The following is a 23853-nucleotide window of genomic DNA, read 5'->3' as shown; positions in this document are numbered from 1 at the left end:
GTTAGCCACCTCCTTCGCTCTCCCTCATGAACGAACCCGCTCGCCTTAGACGCACGGTGAACGTTGTTCTCTCGAACGGCCGACTCTCTAACGCAATCTCTCCGTCCAGATGTTCGACGAGCCGCTTCGTTATCGTTAAGCCCAAGCCGCTCCCCTGGTAAAGCCGGATCCGGGAATCTTCCAGCGTGTACATGCGTTCGAATACCCGATCTCCGTGCGTTTCGCTTATTCCTTTGCCGCGATCCCATACGTCGACGTATACGAAACGCTCGTCCTCGCGCAGCGCCAAACCGACGGTCATGCCGTCGCTTCCGTATCGAATGGCGTTGGAGATGAGATTATGCAAAATCCGATCCAGCGCTTCCACGTTGCCCAGCGCGTAAATCGGTTTCTCCGGGACATCAATGACAGCTTCCAAACCCGCGGTTTCGATTTGATTGTAGAAAAAGAGCAAGTTATTTTTGCAGATTTCGCTCATATTGACTCGGATCAGTTGCAACTCCTTGTCGCCGGACTCTAAGCGGGCCAAGTCGAAAAACTTGTTGATGATCAGCAAAATTTCCGCAGCTTTATTGTGAACATTCTTAAGAAGCTGCTGCCTTTCGCCCTCCGCCATCTTCCCGTCGCGTAAAATCGTTTCCGTCAAGCCTAGCACGACAGTGAGCGGAGTTCTCAGATCATGGGAAATGTTGGCGAGCATTTTGCGGATATCGGTTTCCTTCCGCGCGTATTTCAAGAACGTTTCGTCCTTTTTCTCCAACAGCCCGTTCAGTTCGACCAGCAATGCCTTCAATGCGCGATCGTCCGTAAACAGCAGCACTTTCTCGGAACGACCGTCCTCCACGATCGTCCGGAGCTTGTCGCATACGTAAGACAAGTTCCTTTCCCGTTTCCGGCCAGTCCGGTACTGGGCGATATTGAGCGCGATTAGCGCAATGACGATACCGATCAGAATCCCGACCACTCAAAACTCCCCCAGCTTATATCCGATGCCCCATAACGTCTTAATGTATTTCGGCTCGGAAGGACGATCCTCGATCTTGTCCCGCAGCCTGCTCATATGAACGTTAATGCTGTTCTCGTCGCCGTAGTATTCTTCGTTCCACACCGAACGGTAAATTTGCTCCTTCGTGAACAGCTTCTTCGGATGGGTGGCGAGCAGGAATAGAATTTGGAACTCTTTGGCCGTCAGCTTGATATCCCTTCCGTTCTTGGAGACGGCGAAGTTGTCCGCGTCGATCGTCAGTTCGTGAACTTGCAAAACCCTCGGCGCAACCTGCTCCCGGGCAGCGGCCGAATATTGCGTTGCCCGGCGGATTGCCGCCTTTACTCTAGCCGTAAGCTCGATCAACGAGAACGGCTTAACGATATAGTCGTCCGCCCCGAAGCCGAGACCGAGAGCCTTGTCTACGTCTCCGTCCTTGGCCGACATAATAAGAATCGGAATGACGTTATCCGCTCGGGTCAGCTTCAAGAACTCCATGCCGTCCAGCTTGGGAAGCATCAGGTCGAGCAGAATCAAGTCGAACGGCTGCCGTCCGAACAACCGGATCGCCTGCTCTCCATCGTAAGCGCAGACGATCTCGAAGCCTTCCTTGCTTAAATGATTCGCCACCATCTCGCTGATCGAGCGGTCGTCTTCCACTAGCAATATTTGTGTTTTCATGCTTGATATTATATCACTTATTCGTTTTGAAATTGACCTCGGGATACTTGGCGTCCAACTGCCGAAGTACCGAATCGTCCGCCCCGTTTAGATATCGCTCGAAGAAAGCGAGCGTAAATTCGTTGACGATGCGATGGATTTGCTTCGGTTGCTCGCCTTTCGCCCGAAACAGCAGGGAATACAAACTGTAATCGCTGAAGCTAATATGCGTCGAATGCGGAATGACCATGGAGAAGCCGTCGTTCGCGACGGCATCCTTAAACCTTCGCATAAGATCGTAAAAGTCTTTCTCGACCGCCTCGCGGTTTCTTCCCGTAATTTCGTACAGCTCTTCCCGGGTGCTCGAGTCAAGCCCCTCTTCGAACCGATCGGCATCGAGCGTTCCTTGCGCGTTCATCAGCAAGAACGGTTTCCCGACGCCTCCCGCGGGAAGCGGTTCTCCGAACATTCCGCCGTCCATGTCGATAGCGGCTTTCACGCGGGCGTCGCGCGCCAGCATCTGCGCGGCGGCAGCTCCTCCGTAGGAATGTCCGAACATGCCGATTCTAACGAGATCGAGCCTATTCGCAAAACGATCGCTTTCCCCGCCCCGATTCAATCGTTCAAGTTGATCCAGCACGAATGCCGCGTCCGCGGTCCAAACCGACATGAGCTCATCGAATCCCGCCTTCGTCGTGGGCTGGTTCTCGATGTTAAACTTCGCCGTGCGGCCGTCCGGGTAAACGGTCGCTCCCGATTGATAGGCGTGATCGATGCCCACGACGATATAACCTCGACTCGCAAGCTCCTCGACCTCGAACGTATTCTGGTTGCGATTGCCGCCCATGCCGTGAGAGAAAACAAGAACGGGGTAGCGCCACTGAGCTTCGGACAGGGTGGCTTCGGGACGGGCATGCGTCCGAACGAGGCCCAGATGCCCCATCGCGAAGGCGGGCAACCCGAATTGCTCCGCTAACGCCGCCTTCACTTCCGGGGAGTTCTCTACGTACCGAGCCGGTTTCTTCCCGCTTCCCTCCAGAGCCGGATACCACATTTGCACCATCAGTTCGCGCTTCGTCCGCGAAACGTCGGACCATGTTTCCGTGCGCTTCTCATCGATCCAATGATACGTCATCGTTCCTACCGGATAACTTCCGGACAGCTTCGCGAACGAGAAGATCGGCATGGCGACCGGCGGAATGATCGCGATGGCCAGATAGATCGTCAACAGCACCGTTTGAATCGTAACCGTATACCACTTCCTCGACTTCGTTTTATCCCTGCCGACGTATAAGTACGCCGTTAAGAGAATCAACGTCAAGTACGCCGGAATCATTCGCCAGCTCGCGCCTTCCACGGACGCTTGCACGATGGCGGCCAGGTAAGCTACGGCAAGCGTCCAGAGCGAACCGATAGCCGGGCCGACTTTTTTCCTCTTCATAATTACCCCATACAACAGTCCGAAATTCACGACGACCAGTACGATTTCCCAAAATCTCATCTTATCAAGCCACTCCTTTTCGATCGTCCAAAATCTGGAGGCTGAGTCGATTTCTATTCTAGGAACAAAGATTATCGTTTCTCTTTCTTAATTCTTAACTGTTTCTTACATTTTCCCTATAGTCACAGAACGCAAAAAAACGTCGATAGAACTTCGCCCGAAGGCTGATCTATCCACGTTTATTATTTTTGCATCCGCTCGCTGGGAAGCGGCTTTACTCCGCAAGCTCGATCCATTCGCTGGACCAGCTAAGAATGTTATCGAACAACGGAGCTAACGCTTTCCCTTTATCCGTCAATTTATATTCAATGCGCACCGGAGTTTCCGGAAAAACATCCCGCTTGATGATTCCTTCGGCTTCTAATTCTTTTAGACGTTCCGACAACACCTTGCCGCTCAAATTCGGAAGCGAGCCTTCGATTCGGGCGAAACGTTGCGGGCCTTGAAGCAATTGAAAGACGATCAACGCCGTCCACCGTTTGCTCAGCAGCTCCATCGCTTTCTCGAATCGAGGACACATTTGCGGTTGGTCCATGATCAACACCTCATCCCTTGTACTTCTTATTATACGCCACTTTGTTACATTAGGTAACCGCATGATAATAAGTAATCATTAGGACTTCTTTCCAAGGACGGAGTCCTTATTCGCGGATTCGGCAATACTAAACGACAAAGTAATCGCCACGGATATCGATGCTAAGGAGAGTCTTAGAATGGTACAACAGCTTACGGTAGTACGTCTCGGTCAATTCGAATTGAAGATCTCGCATCCGGACAAGATGATCTGGCCCGAAGCCGGGATCACGAAGCTGCAATACGTGCGGATCTTAACCGAGCTCGCCCCTTACATCCTCCCGTATACATCCGGCCGTTTTTTGACTACGATTCGTTATCCGGAGGGTATTCACGGCGTCTCCTTTTACCAGAAAAACTGTCCCCAGCCGAAGCCCGATTTCGTTAACACTGCCATGGATGGCAAAATCCGCTACGTCGTATTGGATTCCGTTCCCGCTTTGTTGTGGATGGGTAGCCTATATAGCTTGGAATTCCACGTTTCCTCCGATGAGATTGCGAATCCGCTTCCGAATACGTGGATGTTGGACATGGATCCTACGCTGGAGGAAGAACCCAGGTTAATGGAAGCGACCTCGCTCGTCGGGCAACTGCTGGGCTCGTTAGGGCTAAACGCCGTACCCAAAACCTCCGGAGCGACCGGAGTGCAGATCGTTATGCCTATCGAGCGAGGACCGACCTTCGACGAGCTAAGACAATTCGGCAAGTTTATTTCCGAATATCTCGTGGCTCAGAACCCGCGGCTGTTTACCGTCGAGAGGATGAAAAAAGACAGGGGGGATCTGATTTACTTGGATTATCTCCAACATTACGCGGGCAAGACGCTGCCTGCTCCCTATTCTCCGCGAGCCAGGCCGGGAGCCACCGTCTCGACTCCTTTATCGTGGGACGAAGTGCGCCAAGACGTTAAACCGATCGACTTTCATTTGCTCAATATTAGAGAGCGGCTGCAAACCCGCGGAGATCTTCTATCCGCCGTGACGAGCCAGTCGCTGGCCCCGATTATCACCCATGTTCTCGGGAAGTGATCAAGATTCGACGTCGAATACGCTCCTTGAGTTACTTCGTGATCAAAAGTCGACTTTTTGAACCTCCTCTACAAATGAAAGTTCAAAAAGCCGGCTTTTCAGCACCGAGAAGGTTGGATGAAGCTAGGGACCGAGGAGCGGAGCGTAGGAAGAACCTACGTGAGCACCGGAAGGCCCGGCTGAATTCAAGATTCGACGTCGAATACGCTTCTTGCTTTGCTTCGTGATCAAAAGTCGACTTTTTGAACCTCTTCTTCTAAATGAAAGTTCAAAAAGCCGGCTTTTCAGCACCGAGAAGGTTGGATGAAGCTAGGGACCGAGGAGCGGAGCGTAGGAAGAACCTACGTGAGCACCGGAAGGCCCGGCTGAATTCAAGATTCGACGTCGAATACGCTTCTTGCTTCGCTTCGTGATCAAAAGTCGACTTTTTGAACCTCCTCTACAGTAGAGGGGATAAAATTCTTGCTAGGGCTTCCTTTACCTTTTGCGTTTTCGAGCGATCCAGAAACTTCTGTAAGTTGATTTCCGTGCTATCCTCCAGATCTTGCAAGAAATCGCTCTCCAAGCGGGATATGGCCGCCGGATCGAACAAATGGGCATTGATCTCGAAGTTGCTGAAGAAGCTGCGTAAATCCATATTCGCCGAGCCGACGACCGAAATGTATCGATCCACGACCAATGTTTTCGCGTGCACGAAGCCTTTTTTATACTGATATACGCGTACGCCCGATCGCATCATCTCTTCAACGTAGGACAACGTCGCCAAATGGACAAGCCAAGTATCCGGAACGTAGGGAATAATGATGCGAACGTCGAGCCCGCTCGTCGCCGCGTCGTGCAAGACCATCGCAATGCTCGCGCTCGGAATGAAATAAGGGGTCGTCATCCAGATTCGATCCTTCGCGGACGTCATCATGGCGAAGACGGAATCGTGAATCGCGTCCCCTCTTCGGTTCGGACCTGCGGGAACGATCTGCACGGGCTCTACGGCTGCGCATTCATGCTCGGGAAAAAACGTCGGATCGTCCGGTTTCTCCCGCGTCGCCATCTCCCAATCTTTCAAAAAAACCTCTTGAAGCCAATAGACCGAATCCCCTTCAAGCCTAATATGGGTATCTCTCCAGTAGCCCAAACGAGGATGCTTCCCTATGTATTCATCCCCTACGTTGATGCCTCCGACGAACCCGATCAGCCCGTCCACTACGATGATTTTACGATGGTTCCGGTAGTTCATTCTTTTTTTCAGAAAAGACGGCCTTAACGGAAAGAAACATGCGCACTCCACGCCTCCCTGTTCCAAGATCCGTATGTAGGAATCCTTCAGCTTAATGCTCCCTATTCCGTCGTATAACAGCTTCACCTTCACGCCCTCGCGCGCTTTGCGGATAAGCGCTTGTTGAAACTCTCTCCCGATGTCGTCGTCCCTTACGATGTACGCGGACAGATGAATATGCGACTTCGCTCCGCGGATTGCTTTCAGCATCGATTCGTACGTATCCATCCCGTTATTGAAAATTTCGCTGCGGTTATGCCCCGAGATCGGCAGTTCCCCTCCTTTAAGAAGCGCTCGCAGCAATCTCGGCTGAGCGATAAAAGGAGAGCCTGCCGGAAACTCGGATAAACTCGTCAGGTTCGTGCTCATCTTCAGCAGCTTCGCCCGGCGACGTTGATCCAAGCTGCCGCGGCGACGCGCTTTCCGGCTTCTGCGGAACTCGGTCGCGAGAAAATAATACAAAATAAACCCGACAAGCGGAAATAAAAACAAAATGAACAACCACGCGGTTGCATGCGCGGGTCTGCGAAACTCGAGCAGCAGTATCGTCGCCGCTTGAAAGATAAAGATAAATAACAGAATGCTAAGTCCGAGCACAATCATCGCTAATCCTCGCCGTCTCGTAATGATTTATAGATGTCGTTCGCATAGTTAGGTCACTTTCGAACTCTCATTATTTTGGAATGAAAGAAAGGTTTCAAGAATAAATAGCATTATATATAGCCTCCAAAAAGCGTTCACTTTGAAAGGAGAGCCGATGGGACATCGAACACGGAAGTCGAAATGGTCGCTGCTGCTTATTAGGGATGCCGATCGTCGCGTTAAGCAATTCCGGGTGTCGGGGAGAACGGTCGTCTTTTTGCCCGTCACCGCGGCTCTGGCCGTCGCAGGCGGTTTCGCGTTCCTGGAGTTGAAGGCGACGACCCGAATTCACGAGTTGGAGTTACGATTGGCCATGGAATCCGCGGAGCACGACCGTACGCTAACCGGGAAATCCGCCGAAGTTCTGACCCTTAAGCAAGAGCTTCTCCAACTTGACGAACAAACCGACCGTCTGCAAAGCCGGATGAACGAGCTGAACGAGCTCGAAGGAAAATTGAGACGATTCATCGGAAAATACGGAGACGGAACGGGAGCGAGCTCGTCCAATCCGAATATAGCCGACTCTCCTCCCCACTCCGAAGTTGCGGTTTCCGCTTTCGCGGATTCCAACCCGGACGATCGGCTGTCCGCGGCGGCCATGGAGTCGACGATTGCCGATTTCACCGAGCTTTCGGCCATGCTGGATGAATTGGCGATTTCCATGGAAGCCAATCTTCGCAAAGCCGAGCAGAAACGCGCCGAGATGGACGCCATTCCCTCGGAATGGCCGACCGTATCGAGACGCCTGACCTCCGGGTTCGGTTATCGGAGCGATCCGTTCACGCGGAAATCCACTTTCCATGCGGGAGTGGATATTACCGGCGATATCGGGGACCCAATCTACGCCGCCGGCGATGGCACGGTAAAGGAAGCCGGATTCAATCGCACACGGGGTAATTATATCATCATTGCCCATCGCAATGGATTGGAATCCTGGTACATGCATTTAAGCTTTATCGGGGTGACCGTCGGACAACAGCTTCAGCGCGGAGATTTAATCGGAAAGATGGGAAACAGCGGGCGAAGCACGGGGCCGCATCTGCACTTTCAGATCGTCTCGAGCGAAGAGCCGGTTAACCCTCTACCTTATTTACGACAAGTGAAGGAGGATTGAAACTTATGTTCAAGAACAAGAAACATCCGCCCGGCATGACCGATACGTTAATCGGGGTCGGTACGGAGATGAACGGACTGTTGAAATCCCAAGCGGGAATACGGATCGAAGGGGCTTACCAAGGGGACATCGAGAGCAAGGGGGATATCGTCATCGGAGAAAGCGGCGTCGCGAAATCCAATATTACCGCCAGAGACGTGACGATCGCGGGCAAAGTGTACGGGGATGTGCATACCGTCGGAAAATTGCTCATAACGGCGACGGGACAGTTGCACGGAAACTCGCACGCGGCCATTCTGAACGTGCAAGAAGGCGGCATACTTAACGGCGGCAGCCAGATGGGGCGATCGGATACTAGGACGGCGGGAGCCCTATCGGAGGGGTCTACGTCGAGCGCGGGTTCGGGACCGAAGGAGCACGGGGATAAGAAAACGAAGCAGGCGGTTTGAGTCCGCCTGCTTCTTACGATTAACTATGTAAGTATTTGATCTCAAACTTCCTTCGAACGATTGAGATAAGGCCTACCACTCCGTCAACAAGCATAACGCATCGGCTCGATCTACCGCCGACCAAACACCCGAGCAAGGGACCACAACTCCGATCAATACGTTCGTATGTATGGTCCCTCACTATTTTTCAAGAAGACTTTCAGCTCTAGCTCTGAATAGATGCAGTTATGATTACATCTTCTAGAGGTCACAATTCAACAGCAAATAACCACAATTTTCAGTCATTGCGGTTGTAGTAGTTACTTTAGTCCTGCCCTGCAATGACATAGGGATTGCGGCAAGTCAATTTAGTTACTAATGAAACCAACAATATTTGCAAAGGTACCTTGAGAACTAGAGCTTACTTGCGGAGCAATCTCCACTTTCAAACGATGTTTACCTTTGGTTAGTCCGTTGACGACAAGACTCTTCCAATTCACAACAAAATCCAACCGAGTATTGATTTGTTTCCGTAATTCTCCATCGATATAAACATTCAGAACCCCGCCATTAGGATCAGTTATATAGGATAGGCCAAGAAATTCCCCTTCAAATTCGCTTTCTGCGGAGAATCCTGAAGAATTGCCGATAAGAGAACCTCCGCTCTTAAAGAATCCATTTAAGGAATCCCATTCAGTGAATGTTTGACCTGTCGTGAAGGAAGAATTGACATAGATTAACGAATCCTTTAGTGGGGCAATTCGCTTTCCTGAATCATATTGACGGTTAATCGAATCAAAGATCTGCTCAGCGTATAATTTATAACCTTGATCGTTGGGGTGCACACCGTCTATTGTTAATGAATCAATTGAAAATCCAGAATCCCTATATGCTTGCCTCGTGTCTACGTTAATGAGCTGGTAATGAACCGATATGGATTTGATGATATCCGGATAACTATCCGATTGCAGACTACTTTCCACGATAGTGACAATCTCAGCAAATGGGTTATCTTGCTTAATACGCCGAACAAGATTTTCATAGATTGCACCGAATTCTTCTTCCTTTAATGAACCCTGATCATTCTGTCCGTAACAGATAAATACAATGTCATACCCCTCGGGTTTCTTGGGAATTTTCTCGATATAATCGATCCAACCAGCCAGCACTACCGCGCCGCCCATTGTGATTCGATTCATGAATGGGACTACTTCATATTTATCCCTTAAAGATTGATTCAATAAACTGAACCATTGATTCCCCTCGGAAGCCCCATCGCTCTGTCCGATGCTATCCCCAATAACCAAATATCGGATTGCCTTACCCTGTCTCAATTTATCGTATACCGTAAGATTGGATTTTTGCTCGATACTTGAAGAAAGCCTCCTCAAGAGTTGTTTATCTTCATCAATATTCTTTTGTTCTTTCACTTTGGAGAGTTTATCTCCGTAATAAGCCATAGCGCCGATGACAACGAAGATTACAAATATAGGAATTAGGATTTTACTCTCAAACATGCGCATATCATTTCCTCCTGCACAATGTTAATACTCATCCTATGTACTCAATCAAGCATAATCCTTTCGCATTACGCTCATCTACTTGAGAACCGGAACAAAGACGCAGCTTACGTTTCGGATCTGTATCGCATTCAAATAAGGGATTGGAATCAGCGGTAAAGCCATGACTGGCTTGTTCAGCATAAACTTCGGCTATTCGAGTAGGCTGATTCTCGGAGGTTTCAACCCAATATTCTGCTTTCGATTGGCTTTTTACCGAGTCTGGTTTGCTTATAAATTTCACATTGAGGATCAATGCACCGAGCGGCAGTTGAAAGGTTTCAGCTTCTCCTTTATAAGGTAACGCTCCAAACGAGCTTTTAACACTGATGACCTTCTTAGTTAACATTGCGCGATTGTTATATTGATAACCGTGATCGGAATCATAAAACCCTGTTTCATGGGTAGCATGGATGCTTCTGCAATTAAGAAACTTAATAGAAGGACGTCCAGCGCTAAACTCCTCTAGCGATTGTTCTTCCATGGTATATACGATGAATTGATCAGCCATCAGTCCATGGGCAAATTCACAGCTCAGGTATGTGACATTATGCGGGGTTGCCCATGAGCGAGATAGATAGCGGTATTCATGCATACCCATAAGGATGCAACTTTGAAAAATGATCGTTGGCATCTTTTGGTTAATAGATCTAAATATCGCATTCACTGACGGTTCCAATTGAAAGGCTTGCGAAGACATATCACAGCTAATGAAGGATACCGTACCGTCATTCCACTCGCATTCGATAAGCTTACTATTTTTATTCCGATGTTCGAATCTCGCTCCAATGCAAGAGAATCGTTCCACACCTCCATGATGGCTTCCGTTCTTTAACTTAAAGAACGTCCCCCCCTTAGTCTCATCGTAATGCATTATGCTACCGCCCCAAAGATTAACATTCCCTCCTTTCTCTAATACCAGATAATCTCCTTCCTCCACTTCGAATTGACAAGAGAAAAAGTTATAATTCAGGAATTGGTCAGAACCTTTATCCGCAGGCACATACAAGGCCGCATTAACAGTGCCGGAGAAATTACAGTGGTACCATGTCATTTCGCTGTTGTTGTTGGTCCCTTCTAGACGAAACACATAGTTCCAATTGCCGCTCCACATACACCTTTCAAACGTATAGTTTTGTGCCGCCCCTTCGGAATAAGAATACATAAAGTTATTTTTTCCATTTTTCGATATAAATTCGATATCAGAAACGCTAATACCCAACCATGCATCGCTATTGCTAAGTAAATATTTTCCAGATGACTCATTCAAATAATAAATCTGTGTCAACCCTCTTCCGGCACCTTGAATGACGAAGCCCAATGTCTTCTTTCGTAAGGTTCTAGACATCAAAGCATCCGGCTTGCGAATAATGTAACATCCTTCTGGAACGTATAACTTAACTCTTCCCCGAGCAGTATTGTTTCCTAACGCAAGTGAGGCAGGATTAGCAGCGATCGAGTTTTCCACATGACGAATCGCTCGAATGAATGCATTGCTGCTATCCTTAACCCCTGTAGGGTCAGCCCCGAAGTCCACCACATTAATCCAAGATGGACTCTGGTTCGTGGACTCGACGATGACGTTCTGTAAGGCCGGTTCCCGGGTGAAAACACGTCCGCCTAAGACTCCTCCGGATACTAAACCAACAATGCTTGCTGCAACTCCAACTAGGAACTCTCTTCTTCCTATCTTTGATTTATCCATTATGAAGTCTCCTAACAGGCTGTAATGGTATCGACTGCTTACTCAACCTGAAAATAGCTTTAGGAACGATGACCATAATGACGTAAGTTCCAAAACAGTACGCAAAAGCATTCATTAGATCTCCCCGGTATATGACAAACAAGTAACCTGCTATTAATGCATGCGTATACCGGTCCGTAATCGCATCCGATTCTAACCTATTGACGAATTTTGATATCAAATATGCACCTAAGAATATGCCAAACCATCCAAAGTTAATGTAAAATTCACTAGGAATGGGATTCGAGATATTAGTGAAATTCATTTCGAATCTCGTAGATATGAAATTACCAACAGCTTCACCTGAACTTAGTGGTTTTCCTGACCAAATATTACGCGGAACAAAGAAGAACAACACGCCAAGCATCTGATATCCGTATGCAAATCCATTGGCATTCACATAATGAAAGGTCGCAATGAGATTTGAGTATGCATCGAAATGCAGTTCTGTTAGCTGGTCGAACATTAAATGGTACAAGGAGGGCATCTCGAAATTTTGGAATCCGTATCGGAAATTATTCATTATAGGAAAGATGAACAACAGCCCGGAAAAAATGATCCACAAGAACCGACTGGGATTAATTTTCTGACTGTAGTAGAGGTACACGATTACGATGATACAGAACCCGATGTATGATCGATTCGTGTTAAAAGGACTTAATTGGTATATAGCAATTATTGAAGAAACTAGCACATATATGAAATTCGCTATATTCCCCTTTCGTTTCCAAGTATTAAACGAGAAAAGCCAATTCGCGAACACTGCTCCTTGAACGCTGATATTAACTAAGAGCAAAATCGATTTGTTAGAAATCAATGTGGAATAATCTGCGTCTCCGAAAAAGAAACCAAGCTTGAAGCGGGCAAACGTAACTGTGGCTATTGATAACGCCGCTAGGAAATATCCTGTTCTCACATAATTATTGACGAAAGAAAGCACTGCCTTGTTATCGGTGCTCTCGCTTACCTTAATTACTTGTGACTGTCTCCTAAACAACAAATATATGATATTCCATAGAAATAGAAGCGAGTTTGCTCTAAGAATATCAGATTTAGTTATAGGAAGAGAGTTGGGGAAATATTCAGCATAATTAATCTGAACTATCGGAGCAAGGAAAAAGAACATATATACGAACACCCAAATGATCGTATCTAAGTTAAGCTGTTTATTCCGGACAGATTGATTCAATCCGATGGCAATACACAATAAGTTCAGAAAAAATGATATCAACACAAGCGATGACCCCACTGAGTCCGTATACAGATAGCAAAAAACCGCATTGGTAAGTGTGAAACAAATTAGACCGTAAACTCTAAGCATCAGACGTGCTCCTTCCGGCGACACTTATGATGTAGTGATAAATCGAAACTAATTTATTTCCAAACTGATCGGGATGCAACTCTCTTATTTTTTCTTTGCCCGCTATTCCAATTTGTCGTGTACGCTCAGGGTTCTGAATGAGTTCGTTCAAGGCTTGTTCCAAATCACTCACATTGTTAGATTCGACGAGAAGACCGTTCACTCGATCGGAGATAATATCCGCGATCCCCTCCCCTTTACAGCCTATAATCGGAATTCCAAAAGACATAGCTTCCGCATAGACGACACCGAACGCCTCATCCCAACTGGGCAGGCAGAATATCGATGCAGTAGCCAGTTCCTCCATCGCTTCTGGATGAGATAGAGTTCCCTTGAATAACACCTTCTCACCAATGCCTAAACTCCAGGCGAGTGTCTTCAAAGAATCGTAATAATCCCCGTTACCGATGATAATGAGCTTATACTCCGAATATTTCTTTACAATTCTTGCGTAAGCTTGAAGAAGGATGTGTACGCCTTTCCTTTCAATCAGCGATGCTATTATTACAATGTTATATTCCTGAGGACGATTGATCGTCCTCTCTGCCGTCCAGAATGTATTATACAAAATGTCCATCCGGTCATGATTGACATAGGGAGAAATATTATTCTTGACCTTGTGACTAACCGCAAACACCTTTTCTGCCCCCGCAATAATCTTCCTCGAGACCGATTTTAGCCATCCATTTTCCGGGAATCGATTATACTTATCCACGTCGTGCAATGTTAACACGTAAGGAATACCAAATCGTTTACTTAACCTGTACGCAAGTACCCCATCGGGGTATAGGTTGTGAGCATGAATGATTTGGAATTGATCAAGATCGATCTCGCGGCTAATTGAAGCTGCAATAAATCGGGATTGGAAGCCTAAGAAATGAAACAACAGGTTGTCCAGCAGCGCTTGAGGTTTTGTTCTAAATAATCGGGGATGGTAAACTTTAATGCCCTCGTAGTCTTCTTGTTTTGGAATATGGGCATATTCTCTTATCTTCTTAGATAGAACTCCAAAAGCTTGGGGGATATATGGCACCGCGTTGACTACTTCCACATCCACTCCCTTGGCTTTGAGTGCTAACGCTTGCTGGTGAGCCCAAATACCAAGATATGGAGTATTATCTTTCGGATATGCCCATGATAAAAATAATATCTTCACGATGATGTCCCCTTCAATCGTAGTGCAGTGGTTCAAGGATTGTTTATCCGTTCGCCTTGACCGTCCCGCTGCTTCTTTTCCAATGGAACTTGGCAGATAACTTGTTAAATACGAATTCGACTTCTTGAATTCTTAGCAATTTTACGATGATAAAATAAAATACCATACCCGTCACTAAACAGAAGACCGTTATGAGTACATTCGTTCCCTCCATGTTCAATAGCCTTAGAGCACCTTCGCGGATGGAGAGCGCGATCAGCGTCGCTAATACGGAAGAAATGAAAATTTTAAGAAGATAAACAACAGAAATATCCACTTTGTGATTTTTATTTTTTCGAACATATGTGAATAAAGTGAACATAAATGAGATGACCATGGCAACCGATGTTGCAACCGCGATTCCGATATACTGGAGGCTTGGAACCAAGAGGATGCAGCCTGCAATAAAAGTGCTTAAGTAAATACAAGAAGCAATCAGCGGAGTTCTAATATTCTCCTGACCGAACATAAGCCTAGTGAAAAATTCGCGAATGGGAATGACCATAATCCCTAGTGAAAGAATCATAAATGAAATGGCTGTCTTGTGTGTCGCGGCCTGATCGAATGCTCCTCTTTCCAATAACGCGTTAATAATGTTAGGAGCGAAAGCCATACAGATCAGCATCACCGGGGTGACGAGAAGTAATAAACTCTTAACAGACGTGGACACCATCGTGTTGTATTCTCTAATATTTTTCTCTGCCAATGCTCTTACCACGGACGGATAGATTGCGCTAACCAGCGCTGTCCCAAACAAAGTGACGGGCAACATAATTATACGATTCGCATAATTAAGCGCAGATGCGCTCCCTGGGGAGAGGTTGGATGAGAAAAAACGAGTAGCTAACACAAGACATTGATCAATAACGCCAATACCAATAATAGGTATGGCCAAAACTAGCAGTTTCTTTAGATCTTTATCCTTGAAATTCAGGTATAGCTTATACCTGACACCTAATCTTTTCATCATCGGCCATTGGACGATAACTTGAAGCACTGTTCCTACAACGAAACCAATCGCAATGGATGTAATACCGATCCAACGATTCAAGACAATCATGAATACGATAACGACGACGTTATTCATTACTGTAAGAAAAGCTGGTATTGTAAAATGGTTAAGACTGTTCAGCACGGCGGATTGCGAATAGGAAAGTCCGAAAAACAAAATACTGGGAAGTAATATCCATAATAGCTTCTGAATCTGTTCTTGGTTTGCGGAATCCGATGCGAAAAAGGAAGCTAGCGGACCACTAAACCAATAGCATAGACCTGTTAGCAAGATGACGACTATTAGAATAACGTTTATGGAGTTGCTGAACATATATGATGCTTCTTCCGCGCTATGTTCGACTCTTTTCTTTATAAACAATGGGATAAACCCCGCCATGAACACTCCGCCGATAAAGGTAAGAATGAAGGAAGGAATCGTATTCGCAAATAAATAAGAATCCATATCGACATTGGCACCATAATATGCGGCATTGAGAACTTCACGCGTCAACCCGAGTACGCTACTTAGAATATTACCGACGAAGAGAATGAAAGCCCCTGTAAAAATCGCCCTAGTACTCATTGGGCAACCTGCGACATTAAAGCTACAGAATTCGTCATGTCGCTTATCGCCGACGAGCCTATCTCTACGGCTTTGGGAGCGGCTATTACGCTTTCAGGAGGGATATTCGAAACGATAACCGCATTTGCCCCAATCACGCTATTCTTGCCGATCGTGATAGGTCCAACTATAACGGCACCGGGGAATATCACGACTCTCTCTTCAATGGTTGGATATCCTTTAGGCTTATTCGAGCTTGTCAGCTCCGGATAATTCGCCCCGATCGTGACATTCTGAAATACCGTTACACTTGTGTGAATGACAGCATCGCCGATAACCGTTCCAACACCGTGATTGATTCTAAAACCAGAGCCAATATTGATTTTGAATGAAATCTCAACACCGTAGAACATGATATTGATTCTCTGCATTACGGTCGCCAGATAGGAAAGTTTAAGGTTATAAAAAAAATGAGAAAGCCGGTAAATCATCATAATATGAAATTCTCTCTTTAGTAATACAGCCCTAAACATATCCATTCTTGATGGTTCCTTATCGATAAGCATCCGCAAATCTTCTTTTAATTTCGACAGTAAGCTCTCTTTGGGTTTAAACAAAACCATTTCCTCCCTCAAGCACATAAACTTTATTATGTTACGAATCGTATCTATGGTTCTCTCTATAATTTATGACACATTTCGTATCATGTCAAGTGAATTAGCGGTCGTTTTGATACATTTCGTATTTATTATTTCAAAATAAAAAGCCCCCGCGGGCTTTTACAATAATAAAATTATCCCATGTACTCGATCATACAGTACCCTTTTTTTATCTCATTAACACCGCTGGATGCCGTTAATACGATATGTCTTTTCTCATCGGTATCGCATACGAAAAACGTTTCCTGCTGCGTATTAAAGCCTTTCTTTGTATCGCCTTGAACGGGGTTTGCCGAAGCAAGCACTGTGGGATTTGCCTCACTTGTACTCACTGTATAATTCCAACCCGGGTAAGAAGCCTTGATCGATCCCGGTGGAATGAAAATTGAAACCTTGGTAATGATCGCTCCTAACGGGATAAACACGTCTTCCGTCGGATACTTATTATAGGGCAAGGCATTGTTAGCCGTATTAATGGATACGATTTTCTTGAATGCAGTACCCGAAGTCGTTCTGGACCAGTTCAACTCCGTATCGAAAATATGCTTCGATTGGCTTGTTCCCGCTAACCCGCTGCATTTCTGAAAACTAATTTGAGGTACTCCCCCGTCGTTAAAGCCGGATGTATTGACTAGGCTAATAAATTGCTCGGGATGCGCATGTTGAGTAATCAAGCAATTCCGGTATGCAATGTTCTCAAGCCGCTGAAAACTGGCGAACGTATATTTGTATTCATGCCTTCCTTGCAAATTGCAATTGTCGAATACGATATTAGGATAGGAATCTCCGCCAGAGTTAAAACTCGCACTCACCAAGTTTTTGTCAGACTGGAACGATTGGGAACCACATTCGATATTCAAGAAGGTGATAATACCGGATTTCCACTCGCTTTGAACCAACTTACTATCGGGAGTAGTCAGCTCTACCCGCGCGCCTACACATATGAAACGCATAGCACCGCCGTTATGATCGCCCCCTCCAACTCCGAGTTTAAAGAAAGTGCCTCCTAAGCCCTGCTGTGTCGTAGGGTAGTAGAGTAAACTTCCTCCAATTACATTAATGCTGCCACCTTTTTGTACATCGATAAAGTCACCCTTGGAGACTTCGAACTGGCAAGAAATGAAGTCATAGTTTACGAATTGATCCGATGCCGTAGCTGGAATGTACAAGGCTTTTACCCACTCACCCGAAAATCCGCATCGGTACCAAGTCATTTCGCTGTTTGTGTTCGTTCCTTCCAAGTGAAATCCATATCCCCATTTTCCGCCAAAATGGCACCTTTCAATCTCCATATTATGGCTTCGGCCAGTGGAGTAGGAATAGAAAAAATGGTTCGTGATCTTAGTCGAGAAGAATTCAATATCCGAAATGTGCATTTGGTTCCATCCATCCCGATTATAGAACAAATATTGATTAGTTCCGGGGGGATCAAAGATGATCCGAGAGATCATTCTCCCGTCACCTACGACAGAAAAACCCATTGTCGTCGGAGACACCGAATCGTTCATTAACGCTTTGCCGGCCTTTACAATATAAGTTCCGGCAGGAATATAGAGTTTAATATTCCCCCTTCTTGCACCCGGGTTTTGCGGAAAATTGCTGATCAATCTAATAACTTCATTCCTTGCCGCAATAAAGGCAGCCGTATCGTCCGTTACGCCATCGCCTTTGGCACCAAAGGACTTGATATTCAATACGCTGTACAGGTCTTTGATCTCGTCCATCAATTCTTTCTCATTAATTGGCATATCCACACCTCCCCATTCTGCTTTGCATAATAAAATATGCTAAGCAAAGGGGGCCGGTTACGGTACATGCCCTCCATGAACAACCTAAATAATCGACTGCTTTAAGTAGTAGAAAAATTTGAAAATTTTCCCATGAGTCTTGGAAATTTGAAAATAAGGCTTCTGCTTCGCACCGAAGGATCTAAAGAAACTTTCGACCGTCTCATGCATTCCGCCGTAAAAGTCGAATGGGAGATTTTCCTTCGACATAAGTTGAATGGCATGCCAAATCAACATGGCGTGAGGACCGCTGTTCCTAAAAGTAAAATCCGCCCCGCCGAGCAAGTTATACGCGCAACCGGAATCCCACACGAGATAGACTCCGCTATGGATTTTTCCCGACGCATCGACCGCAAGTAATATTTTTCGCAGATTACGCTTGCTCAGTTCCTTATCCAATCGTTTCAATGTTTCTCGACTATAGGGAATGGGGAAAGTTTTCGGATCGAAATTACCGCTATGCATCTCGTAAAACTGATCTACGTCGTCGCTCTCGATAACTTTCAGCATCTGCTGGGATTTCTCGATACCGCTTCTGATATTTTCCCTGAAATTGGCGTACACGGCGGCCGGATCTTGTAAATCCTCGATCACGTAAGTGTACCGCGTAGTCTGCCGGAAACCTCTCCAATAGAAGGTGCTCCAATTCGTAATGTTTCGGTTGAAATGCTGATAGGAATAATCCACATCCGGCATTTGTCCGATAATCTCCAAGTGGAGCTCCCTCTCGTATGCTAATCTCGTCGCGTACTTCTGATTAGGCGGATATTTAATCCATATCCCTAACGTAAGCGTCAGTTCGGGCATCTGAATCAGATTAAAGCCGTACTTCTTAACCTTATAGAACGGTAAGCTCGCGACGACTTCGTTGCCTTTCTCCACGATAATGACGTCCCAGTTGTCCGTTCCCCCGCATACGATATCCAGCCACCAATCTCGGTCGAACAATGGGATACTCGAATTTGTTCTACAGAGTTCTCTGTATTTGTACTTCGCATTCAGAACGATATCGGGCTGATTCCGGATTCTTTCGCTCATTCCTCACACCTCCTGACTATAGGCTTCCGCATATCGTAACGGTAACGATAGCCGTCATTTGACTTAAAGCTTGCTTGACATAGTAAGCGAACTGAAATAATTTCCCTTTAATCTTGGACACTTGGAAATACGATTGCTGTTTCGCCCCCATCGCCCTGAAGAACCGTTCAACCGGCTCGTGCATTCCGCCGTGGAGATCGAACTGCTTCGTCACCTTCGACATTTCCTTAATGGCATGCCAGAGCAAGAAGGAATGCGAGCCGCTTTTCCTTAATTCGGAATCCGCGCCGCCAAGTAAATAGTAAGCGCAATTCGCATCCCAAACCATGTAGATCGCGCTGTGGATTCGGTCCTGTTCATCGACCGCGAACCAGATTCTACGACAGTTTCGCTCGCTGCAGGCCTGATCGAGAGGCTTAAGAATTTCGAAGCTATGAGGCATTGAAACTTGTTGCCGATCGAACGTTTTTTTGTTGATTTCATGGAACTTGTCGAGATCGTCGCTTTCAACCACTCTTAAAATCTTCTCCGCCTTGCGAATTTCCGCCCGGATATTGTCTCTGAAGTTGGCGTAAATCCGATCCAGATCCCGAAGATCTTCGAAAACGTAAGTATAACGAGTCGTTTGTCTGAATCCTTTCCAATAGAACGGGCTCCAATTCGTGATGTTCCAATGAAAATGCTGATACGAATAATCGACTTCCGGCAGCCTTTCGATTAGCTCAAGGAAAACCTCTCGCTCGTAAGCGAGCTTATCCTCTTCGCTTTGGCCGCTGGGATACTTCATCCAAATTCCCATCGTTAACGTTAGCTCCGGCATCTGGATAACCTTGAACATGTATTTCTTGATCCTGTGGTACGGTAAACTCGCAATGACTTCCCCGTTCCTCTCAATCAAGATAACATCCCAATTGTCCGTGCCCCCGCAAGTAATATCCAGCCACCAGTCCTGGTCGAACAACGACATCTCGCCGTTGCTCCGGCACAACTCCCTATACTTGCTCTTCGCGTCCATCCCTGTTCTCTTGTTCATCTCACGTACCCCCTCTTGATTCGGACAATTGCGTCAGCTTCGCCCTGAACATCTCTTCATAGAGTGCCGTGGTTTTTCCGACATAACGTTCCTGAGTGAATTCCTGTAAATAAAGATTCCTGGCTTGAACGCCCATCACCTGATAGTCCATCTCGAAAATCCGGCCGATGGCTTCCTTTAACTTATCGCTGTCGCAAGGACTGACCATGATTCCGGTATTTCCCCTTACCATCTCGGGAACTCCCCCGACGTCGGTCGCGACGACGGGAAGCCCCATGCTCATCGCTTCCAAGATCACCGTAGGGAATATATCATAGACGGAAGGCAGTATCAGTACGTCGCTTTGCGCAAGCAACTCCGGAACGTCCCTCCGCAACCCGAGCATGAACACGCATTGCTCCAAGTCTAGCTGCTTAATGAGATTTATCAGCTTTTCTTTATAATCCTTCTCATGCTCGAAGGCCACGTCGCCGACGATTACGAATTTAATTCGGGGATGATCCGCCTTCAGTTTGGCTGCCGCTTCGATCAGATACTCCAGTCCTTTCATCGGAGACAACCGCGCGATCGTGATGGCAATCCGGTCGTTCGCAGAGAGGCCCAAATGATCCCTTAATCGTTCCGTCGGGAGCCTCGTCTCTTGAACCGATTTCGTAATCCCATTGTAGATTTTGACTAGTTTACCGGATTCCTTGTTGAACCATCGGAACATGATCTTGCTTCTATCGCAAAGCACAATGACCCTATCATTGAACAGATGATTCAGAAGCGCTACGAACTTGTAGGCGACCAACGGATTACGCGCAAGCTCGTGCACGGTCTGCACGGTGGGAATTCCCAACAGCTTACCGGTCACGTTGGCGCCGATAACTTCCATCTTATGGGAATGAATCAAGTCGATGCGATACTTCCTGACGATTTGTTTGATAGCTTTGAATGACTTGACCAATACGTAGAGATTGCGAAAATAATAACCCGCGTCCGTTGGTTTGCCGAATACGGCAAGGGGACCTATTAGCACCGTTGCCCCTAACGATTCGTACTTTGCCACATAGTCCGTTGGCGCCGATAACATAACAAAGCTTCGGTACCGCGACTTATCCAGCCCTTCGACTAACTGAAGCAATACCGTATCTACACCCCCGACTTGGCTTGCATAGGGCTGGACGAACAAGATGTTTTTCACCGTTGATTCCCCCTCACATCGTTTCGAACCGGATATGATATTTCTCCGCCAATTCGCGGAACCGGGTAGAGATGAGTTCGTCCTCCATCATCATGCCCATGCTTTCGATAATGAAAATATCCAGGCTTTCGTCCGACTTACAGAGATCGAACAAATTCAAGACGGCCGTGCTTCCGAACGAGAAGACGTTTACTTTACGGATATCATTCTTGATCATCACTAAGTACAGCAATTCGATGGGCAGCTTCTTCGGAAGGGAAACGACTTGTTCCGACATCCCTTCAAGGGATAGTTGCTCTCCGGGATGCTGTTTGAAAAATATCGGGGTAATCTTATCCTTGACGGTCTCGTCGACTCTGGCCAGGATTTCTTCCAAATAGTTCTTGCGTTCGGCGATCTCGTCAATGAACGGTTCCGTAAGTACGATTGTCATCGATTTCTTGTCTTTCAATGAACGGTCGATTTCGTAAAGCTCCGGGTAGATTCGGTAACATTCATCTATGATTTGCGGCATTTGCAAATATTCTTTGAAGGAAATCGGTAACGCCTTCGTCTTATTCCGGAGAGGATTTTTCCTATCGGACATAATCAATTCGGGTCGTTGAAGCCACACCGAAGTGATCCACTTCAAACTGCCGAAATATCCTCCCGGCAACCCGAACCACGGAGCTATTTTTTTCAGAAATCGCATGTGCCATTTGGTGTGGGTACTGTTGTTGATGTAATTGCCGAACCCTTCTTCATATAAATAGGAACGCTTTCCTTCCTTGTTGAACTTGCGGATGATCGCATACTCTACCGCGACGAAATCGTGCGCAAGGAATACTTCCTCATAATGGCTAATATCCGCCAAGGAAGCCGGCAAATATTTTCTCCAGGAATGATAGAAAACGAATTTCCGGACGGGATTCATCCTTAGTTTGAACTGGTCCAGCGTTCCGTCATCGATGAATAGCACCTTGTCCCAAATTCCCGTTTCCCTGACTTTATAGCTGAAATCCCCTGCCTCGTAGAAGTGATTCAAGATGACGATGTCGCAATGTTCGAACCCGCACCCATGCTTGATCAACCTAGCCAGGAGATACTGATACGGCTTAGTGCAGACGAACAGTCTTTTATCCATTGACGTTGATCCCACCTCTTACCTACTCCTTTTTAAGTTGATCAATAGAGTGTTTAAGAATTCAGGCAGCAGCTTTTTGACTATCTTTAGGATTTGAATCGTTCCGATGCGGGGACGAAAGTCGCCCCATTCCGTCAAAGCCAATTACTCGTAATACAAATGTTTATACCTATGATTATCATGAAACTGCCATGGCTTGGGCGGGCCCGTAAAATGAACGATGGACGGTCGATGAATGGCTTCTCCCATCGAAGCGTTTTCGTTAAGCCGCTTCTTGCTCGCCTTGAGCATGTTTCTCTGAATATTACATCTCGGGTCCAGTTCCAGCCATTTATCGTGTAAGACCGCATTCACCCCAATAAGTCCCATCTCAGCGCCGTACCTGCCTTAATGTCTTTAGACGCCGTTCTCCCAATAAAGTGATCTATGTATTTGGGAGGAAGGCCGTATCCCGGACGAATAATTCTCACGTTCTCTTCGTCAAGCGTTTCGCCGCGTGCAACATCCTTGCTAATATAGAGAGAACGCCGATACTTTAAAGAAGACTTTTCTTTGTCGGTTAATCCGTACTTAACGGTACCCAGCGCTTGGCGCGCGATTTCCGTCTCGGAAACGAGAAGTTTCATTTCCGCAGGCTCGAGCGAGAATGCCGAATCCACGCCGCCTTCGGACCGGGAGATCGTGAAATGCTTCTCGATCACCGTAGCTCCGAGCACGACGCTTGCTACAGCTGCTCCAATCCCAAGCGTATGGTCGGATAATCCGATCTCGCACCGAAACAATTCCTTCATGTGCGGGATCGTAAGCAGATGACTGTCTGCCGGGGAAGCCGGATAATTACTCGTGCACTTAAGCAAGACGAGATCAGTACATCCCGCTTCTCTCGCCGTGTTCACCATTTCATCCAATTCCGCCAGAGTCGCCATCCCCGTCGAAATAATCAGAGGTTTTCCCGTTCTTGCCGCATGGCGAATAAGAGGAAGATCGTTATTCTCGAAAGAAGCGATTTTGTAAAACGGGGTATCCAAGCTCTCTAGAAAATCAACCGCTTTCGGATGGAACGGCGTACTAAAGGGAATAATACCCCGCTCCCGGCAACGCTTGTATATCGGTTCGTGCCACTCCCATGGCGTATAAGCCTGTTCGTATAACCGATATAAAGACTGGCCTTTCCAGAGACTGCCGGGGTCGTGGATAAAGAAGTCTTCCGATTCCATATCAAGCGTCATTAAATCCGCCGTGTAGGTTTGCAGCTTCAGCGCGTGCGCCCCAGATGCGGCGGCTGCATCCACTATCTCAAGCGCTTTGTCGAGGGATTGATTATGGTTTCCCGACATCTCCGCGATTATGAAGGGAGGATATCCTTCCCCTATGACTCGGTTGCCCAAGCGGATCTCGCTCATGTTTGCT

At 46.9% G+C, this 23853-nt stretch carries 20 protein-coding genes; 3 read left to right on the top strand and 17 right to left on the bottom strand.

The window, feature by feature from the left end; translation table 11 throughout:
- Position 1: 1 nt before the first annotated feature.
- The 4 genes from HH215_RS31250 to catR form a co-directional block, all read right to left on the bottom strand.
- A complete protein-coding gene (locus tag HH215_RS31250; protein WP_169283460.1) occupies positions 2-964 on the bottom strand; it encodes a sensor histidine kinase in 963 nt (320 codons plus the stop codon).
- Positions 965-1666 carry a response regulator transcription factor gene (locus tag HH215_RS31245; protein WP_169283459.1) on the bottom strand — a complete coding sequence of 234 codons (702 nt, stop codon included), beginning with the start codon at positions 1664-1666 and terminating at the stop codon, positions 965-967. It lies immediately after the preceding gene.
- Between the two features lie 13 nt (positions 1667-1679).
- A complete protein-coding gene (locus tag HH215_RS31240; RefSeq protein WP_169283458.1) occupies positions 1680-3146 on the bottom strand; it encodes an alpha/beta hydrolase family protein in 1467 nt (488 codons plus the stop codon).
- Between the two features lie 214 nt (positions 3147-3360).
- Positions 3361-3681 carry a catDE operon transcriptional regulator CatR gene (catR, locus tag HH215_RS31235; protein ID WP_169283457.1) on the bottom strand — a complete coding sequence of 107 codons (321 nt, stop codon included), beginning with the start codon at positions 3679-3681 and terminating at the stop codon, positions 3361-3363.
- Positions 3682-3859: 178 nt separating this feature from the next.
- On the opposite strand from catR, the gene ligD reads away from it, so the two are divergent.
- Complete coding sequence (gene ligD, locus HH215_RS31230) at positions 3860-4747, top strand: non-homologous end-joining DNA ligase (protein ID WP_169283456.1); 888 nt, start codon at positions 3860-3862, stop codon at positions 4745-4747.
- A gap of 439 nt (positions 4748-5186) precedes the next feature.
- Here ligD and cls read toward each other — a convergent pair whose 3' ends face one another.
- Positions 5187-6617 carry a cardiolipin synthase gene (gene cls / locus HH215_RS31225; protein ID WP_169284668.1) on the bottom strand — a complete coding sequence of 477 codons (1431 nt, stop codon included), beginning with the start codon at positions 6615-6617 and terminating at the stop codon, positions 5187-5189.
- A 160-nt stretch (positions 6618-6777) separates the two neighbouring features.
- Here cls and HH215_RS31220 point away from each other — a divergent pair, with 160 nt between their 5' ends.
- Entirely contained in the window at positions 6778-7776 is a 999-nt protein-coding gene (locus tag HH215_RS31220) for a M23 family metallopeptidase (protein ID WP_169283455.1), read from the top strand.
- 5 nt (positions 7777-7781) lie between these two features.
- Complete coding sequence (locus HH215_RS31215; RefSeq protein WP_254450284.1) at positions 7782-8225, top strand: bactofilin family protein; 444 nt, start codon at positions 7782-7784, stop codon at positions 8223-8225.
- A gap of 347 nt (positions 8226-8572) precedes the next feature.
- Here the strand turns inward: HH215_RS31215 and HH215_RS31210 are convergent, their stop codons facing one another.
- The 12 genes from HH215_RS31210 to pseI all read right to left on the bottom strand — a co-directional run bounded on the left by HH215_RS31210 (position 8573) and on the right by pseI (position 23846).
- Positions 8573-9727, bottom strand: a complete 1155-nt coding sequence (locus HH215_RS31210) for an SGNH/GDSL hydrolase family protein (RefSeq protein ID WP_169283454.1) — start codon at positions 9725-9727, stop codon at positions 8573-8575.
- 28 nt (positions 9728-9755) lie between these two features.
- Positions 9756-11468, bottom strand: a complete 1713-nt coding sequence (locus HH215_RS31205; RefSeq protein ID WP_169283453.1) for a glycosyl hydrolase family 28-related protein — start codon at positions 11466-11468, stop codon at positions 9756-9758.
- A 1352-nt stretch (positions 11469-12820) separates the two neighbouring features.
- Positions 12821-14023: a glycosyltransferase gene (locus HH215_RS31195; protein ID WP_169283451.1), complete on the bottom strand. Its 1203-nt coding sequence runs from the start codon at positions 14021-14023 to the stop codon at positions 12821-12823.
- Between the two features lie 43 nt (positions 14024-14066).
- Positions 14067-15638, bottom strand: a complete 1572-nt coding sequence (gene murJ / locus HH215_RS31190; RefSeq protein WP_169283450.1) for a murein biosynthesis integral membrane protein MurJ — start codon at positions 15636-15638, stop codon at positions 14067-14069.
- On the bottom strand, positions 15635-16234 hold the full coding sequence (locus HH215_RS31185) for a serine O-acetyltransferase (protein WP_169283449.1): 600 nt from the start codon (positions 16232-16234) through the stop codon (positions 15635-15637). The genes murJ and HH215_RS31185 overlap by 4 nt, the downstream gene beginning before the upstream one ends.
- 176 nt (positions 16235-16410) lie before the next feature.
- On the bottom strand, positions 16411-18024 hold the full coding sequence (locus HH215_RS31180; RefSeq protein ID WP_169283448.1) for a glycosyl hydrolase family 28-related protein: 1614 nt from the start codon (positions 18022-18024) through the stop codon (positions 16411-16413).
- An 84-nt stretch (positions 18025-18108) separates the two neighbouring features.
- Positions 18109-19101, bottom strand: coding sequence for a GNAT family N-acetyltransferase (locus HH215_RS31175; RefSeq protein WP_169283447.1), 993 nt, complete (start codon positions 19099-19101; stop codon positions 18109-18111).
- A 16-nt stretch (positions 19102-19117) separates the two neighbouring features.
- Positions 19118-20134, bottom strand: a complete 1017-nt coding sequence (locus HH215_RS31170) for a GNAT family N-acetyltransferase (RefSeq protein ID WP_169283446.1) — start codon at positions 20132-20134, stop codon at positions 19118-19120.
- 1 nt (position 20135) lies between these two features.
- On the bottom strand, positions 20136-21320 hold the full coding sequence (locus HH215_RS31165) for a glycosyltransferase family 4 protein (protein WP_169283445.1): 1185 nt from the start codon (positions 21318-21320) through the stop codon (positions 20136-20138).
- Positions 21321-21333: 13 nt separating this feature from the next.
- Complete coding sequence (locus tag HH215_RS31160; RefSeq protein WP_169283444.1) at positions 21334-22443, bottom strand: glycosyltransferase family 52; 1110 nt, start codon at positions 22441-22443, stop codon at positions 21334-21336.
- Positions 22444-22587: 144 nt separating this feature from the next.
- A complete protein-coding gene (locus tag HH215_RS37115; protein WP_375140473.1) occupies positions 22588-22812 on the bottom strand; it encodes a glycosyltransferase in 225 nt (74 codons plus the stop codon).
- Positions 22794-23846, bottom strand: coding sequence for a pseudaminic acid synthase (gene pseI, locus HH215_RS31150; RefSeq protein WP_169283442.1), 1053 nt, complete (start codon positions 23844-23846; stop codon positions 22794-22796). Before pseI ends, HH215_RS37115 begins: the two co-directional genes overlap by 19 nt.
- Positions 23847-23853 lie beyond the last annotated feature (7 nt).

It is taken from the genome of Cohnella herbarum (assembly GCF_012849095.1).
Lineage (GTDB): Bacteria > Bacillota > Bacilli > Paenibacillales > Paenibacillaceae > Cohnella > Cohnella herbarum.
This window is presented reverse-complemented; position numbering and strand designations above follow the sequence as displayed.

What these genes read in the sequence shown, in the direction of transcription:
- HH215_RS31160 (WP_169283444.1), bottom strand. Translation starts at nt 22,443, where the DNA reads ATGGATAAAAGACTGTTCGTCTGCACTAAGCCGTATCAGTATCTCCTG.
- catR (WP_169283457.1), bottom strand. Translation starts at nt 3,681, where the DNA reads ATGGACCAACCGCAAATGTGTCCTCGATTCGAGAAAGCGATGGAGCTG.
- HH215_RS31215 (WP_254450284.1), top strand. Translation starts at nt 7,782, where the DNA reads ATGTTCAAGAACAAGAAACATCCGCCCGGCATGACCGATACGTTAATC.
- HH215_RS31220 (WP_169283455.1), top strand. Translation starts at nt 6,778, where the DNA reads ATGGGACATCGAACACGGAAGTCGAAATGGTCGCTGCTGCTTATTAGG.
- HH215_RS31180 (WP_169283448.1), bottom strand. Translation starts at nt 18,024, where the DNA reads ATGCCAATTAATGAGAAAGAATTGATGGACGAGATCAAAGACCTGTAC.
- HH215_RS31205 (WP_169283453.1), bottom strand. Translation starts at nt 11,468, where the DNA reads ATGGATAAATCAAAGATAGGAAGAAGAGAGTTCCTAGTTGGAGTTGCA.
- HH215_RS31210 (WP_169283454.1), bottom strand. Translation starts at nt 9,727, where the DNA reads ATGCGCATGTTTGAGAGTAAAATCCTAATTCCTATATTTGTAATCTTC.
- HH215_RS31240 (WP_169283458.1), bottom strand. Translation starts at nt 3,146, where the DNA reads ATGAGATTTTGGGAAATCGTACTGGTCGTCGTGAATTTCGGACTGTTG.
- ligD (WP_169283456.1), top strand. Translation starts at nt 3,860, where the DNA reads ATGGTACAACAGCTTACGGTAGTACGTCTCGGTCAATTCGAATTGAAG.
- HH215_RS31170 (WP_169283446.1), bottom strand. Translation starts at nt 20,134, where the DNA reads ATGAACAAGAGAACAGGGATGGACGCGAAGAGCAAGTATAGGGAGTTG.
- pseI (WP_169283442.1), bottom strand. Translation starts at nt 23,846, where the DNA reads ATGAGCGAGATCCGCTTGGGCAACCGAGTCATAGGGGAAGGATATCCT.
- murJ (WP_169283450.1), bottom strand. Translation starts at nt 15,638, where the DNA reads ATGAGTACTAGGGCGATTTTTACAGGGGCTTTCATTCTCTTCGTCGGT.
- HH215_RS31245 (WP_169283459.1), bottom strand. Translation starts at nt 1,666, where the DNA reads ATGAAAACACAAATATTGCTAGTGGAAGACGACCGCTCGATCAGCGAG.
- HH215_RS37115 (WP_375140473.1), bottom strand. Translation starts at nt 22,812, where the DNA reads ATGGGACTTATTGGGGTGAATGCGGTCTTACACGATAAATGGCTGGAA.
- HH215_RS31175 (WP_169283447.1), bottom strand. Translation starts at nt 19,101, where the DNA reads ATGAGCGAAAGAATCCGGAATCAGCCCGATATCGTTCTGAATGCGAAG.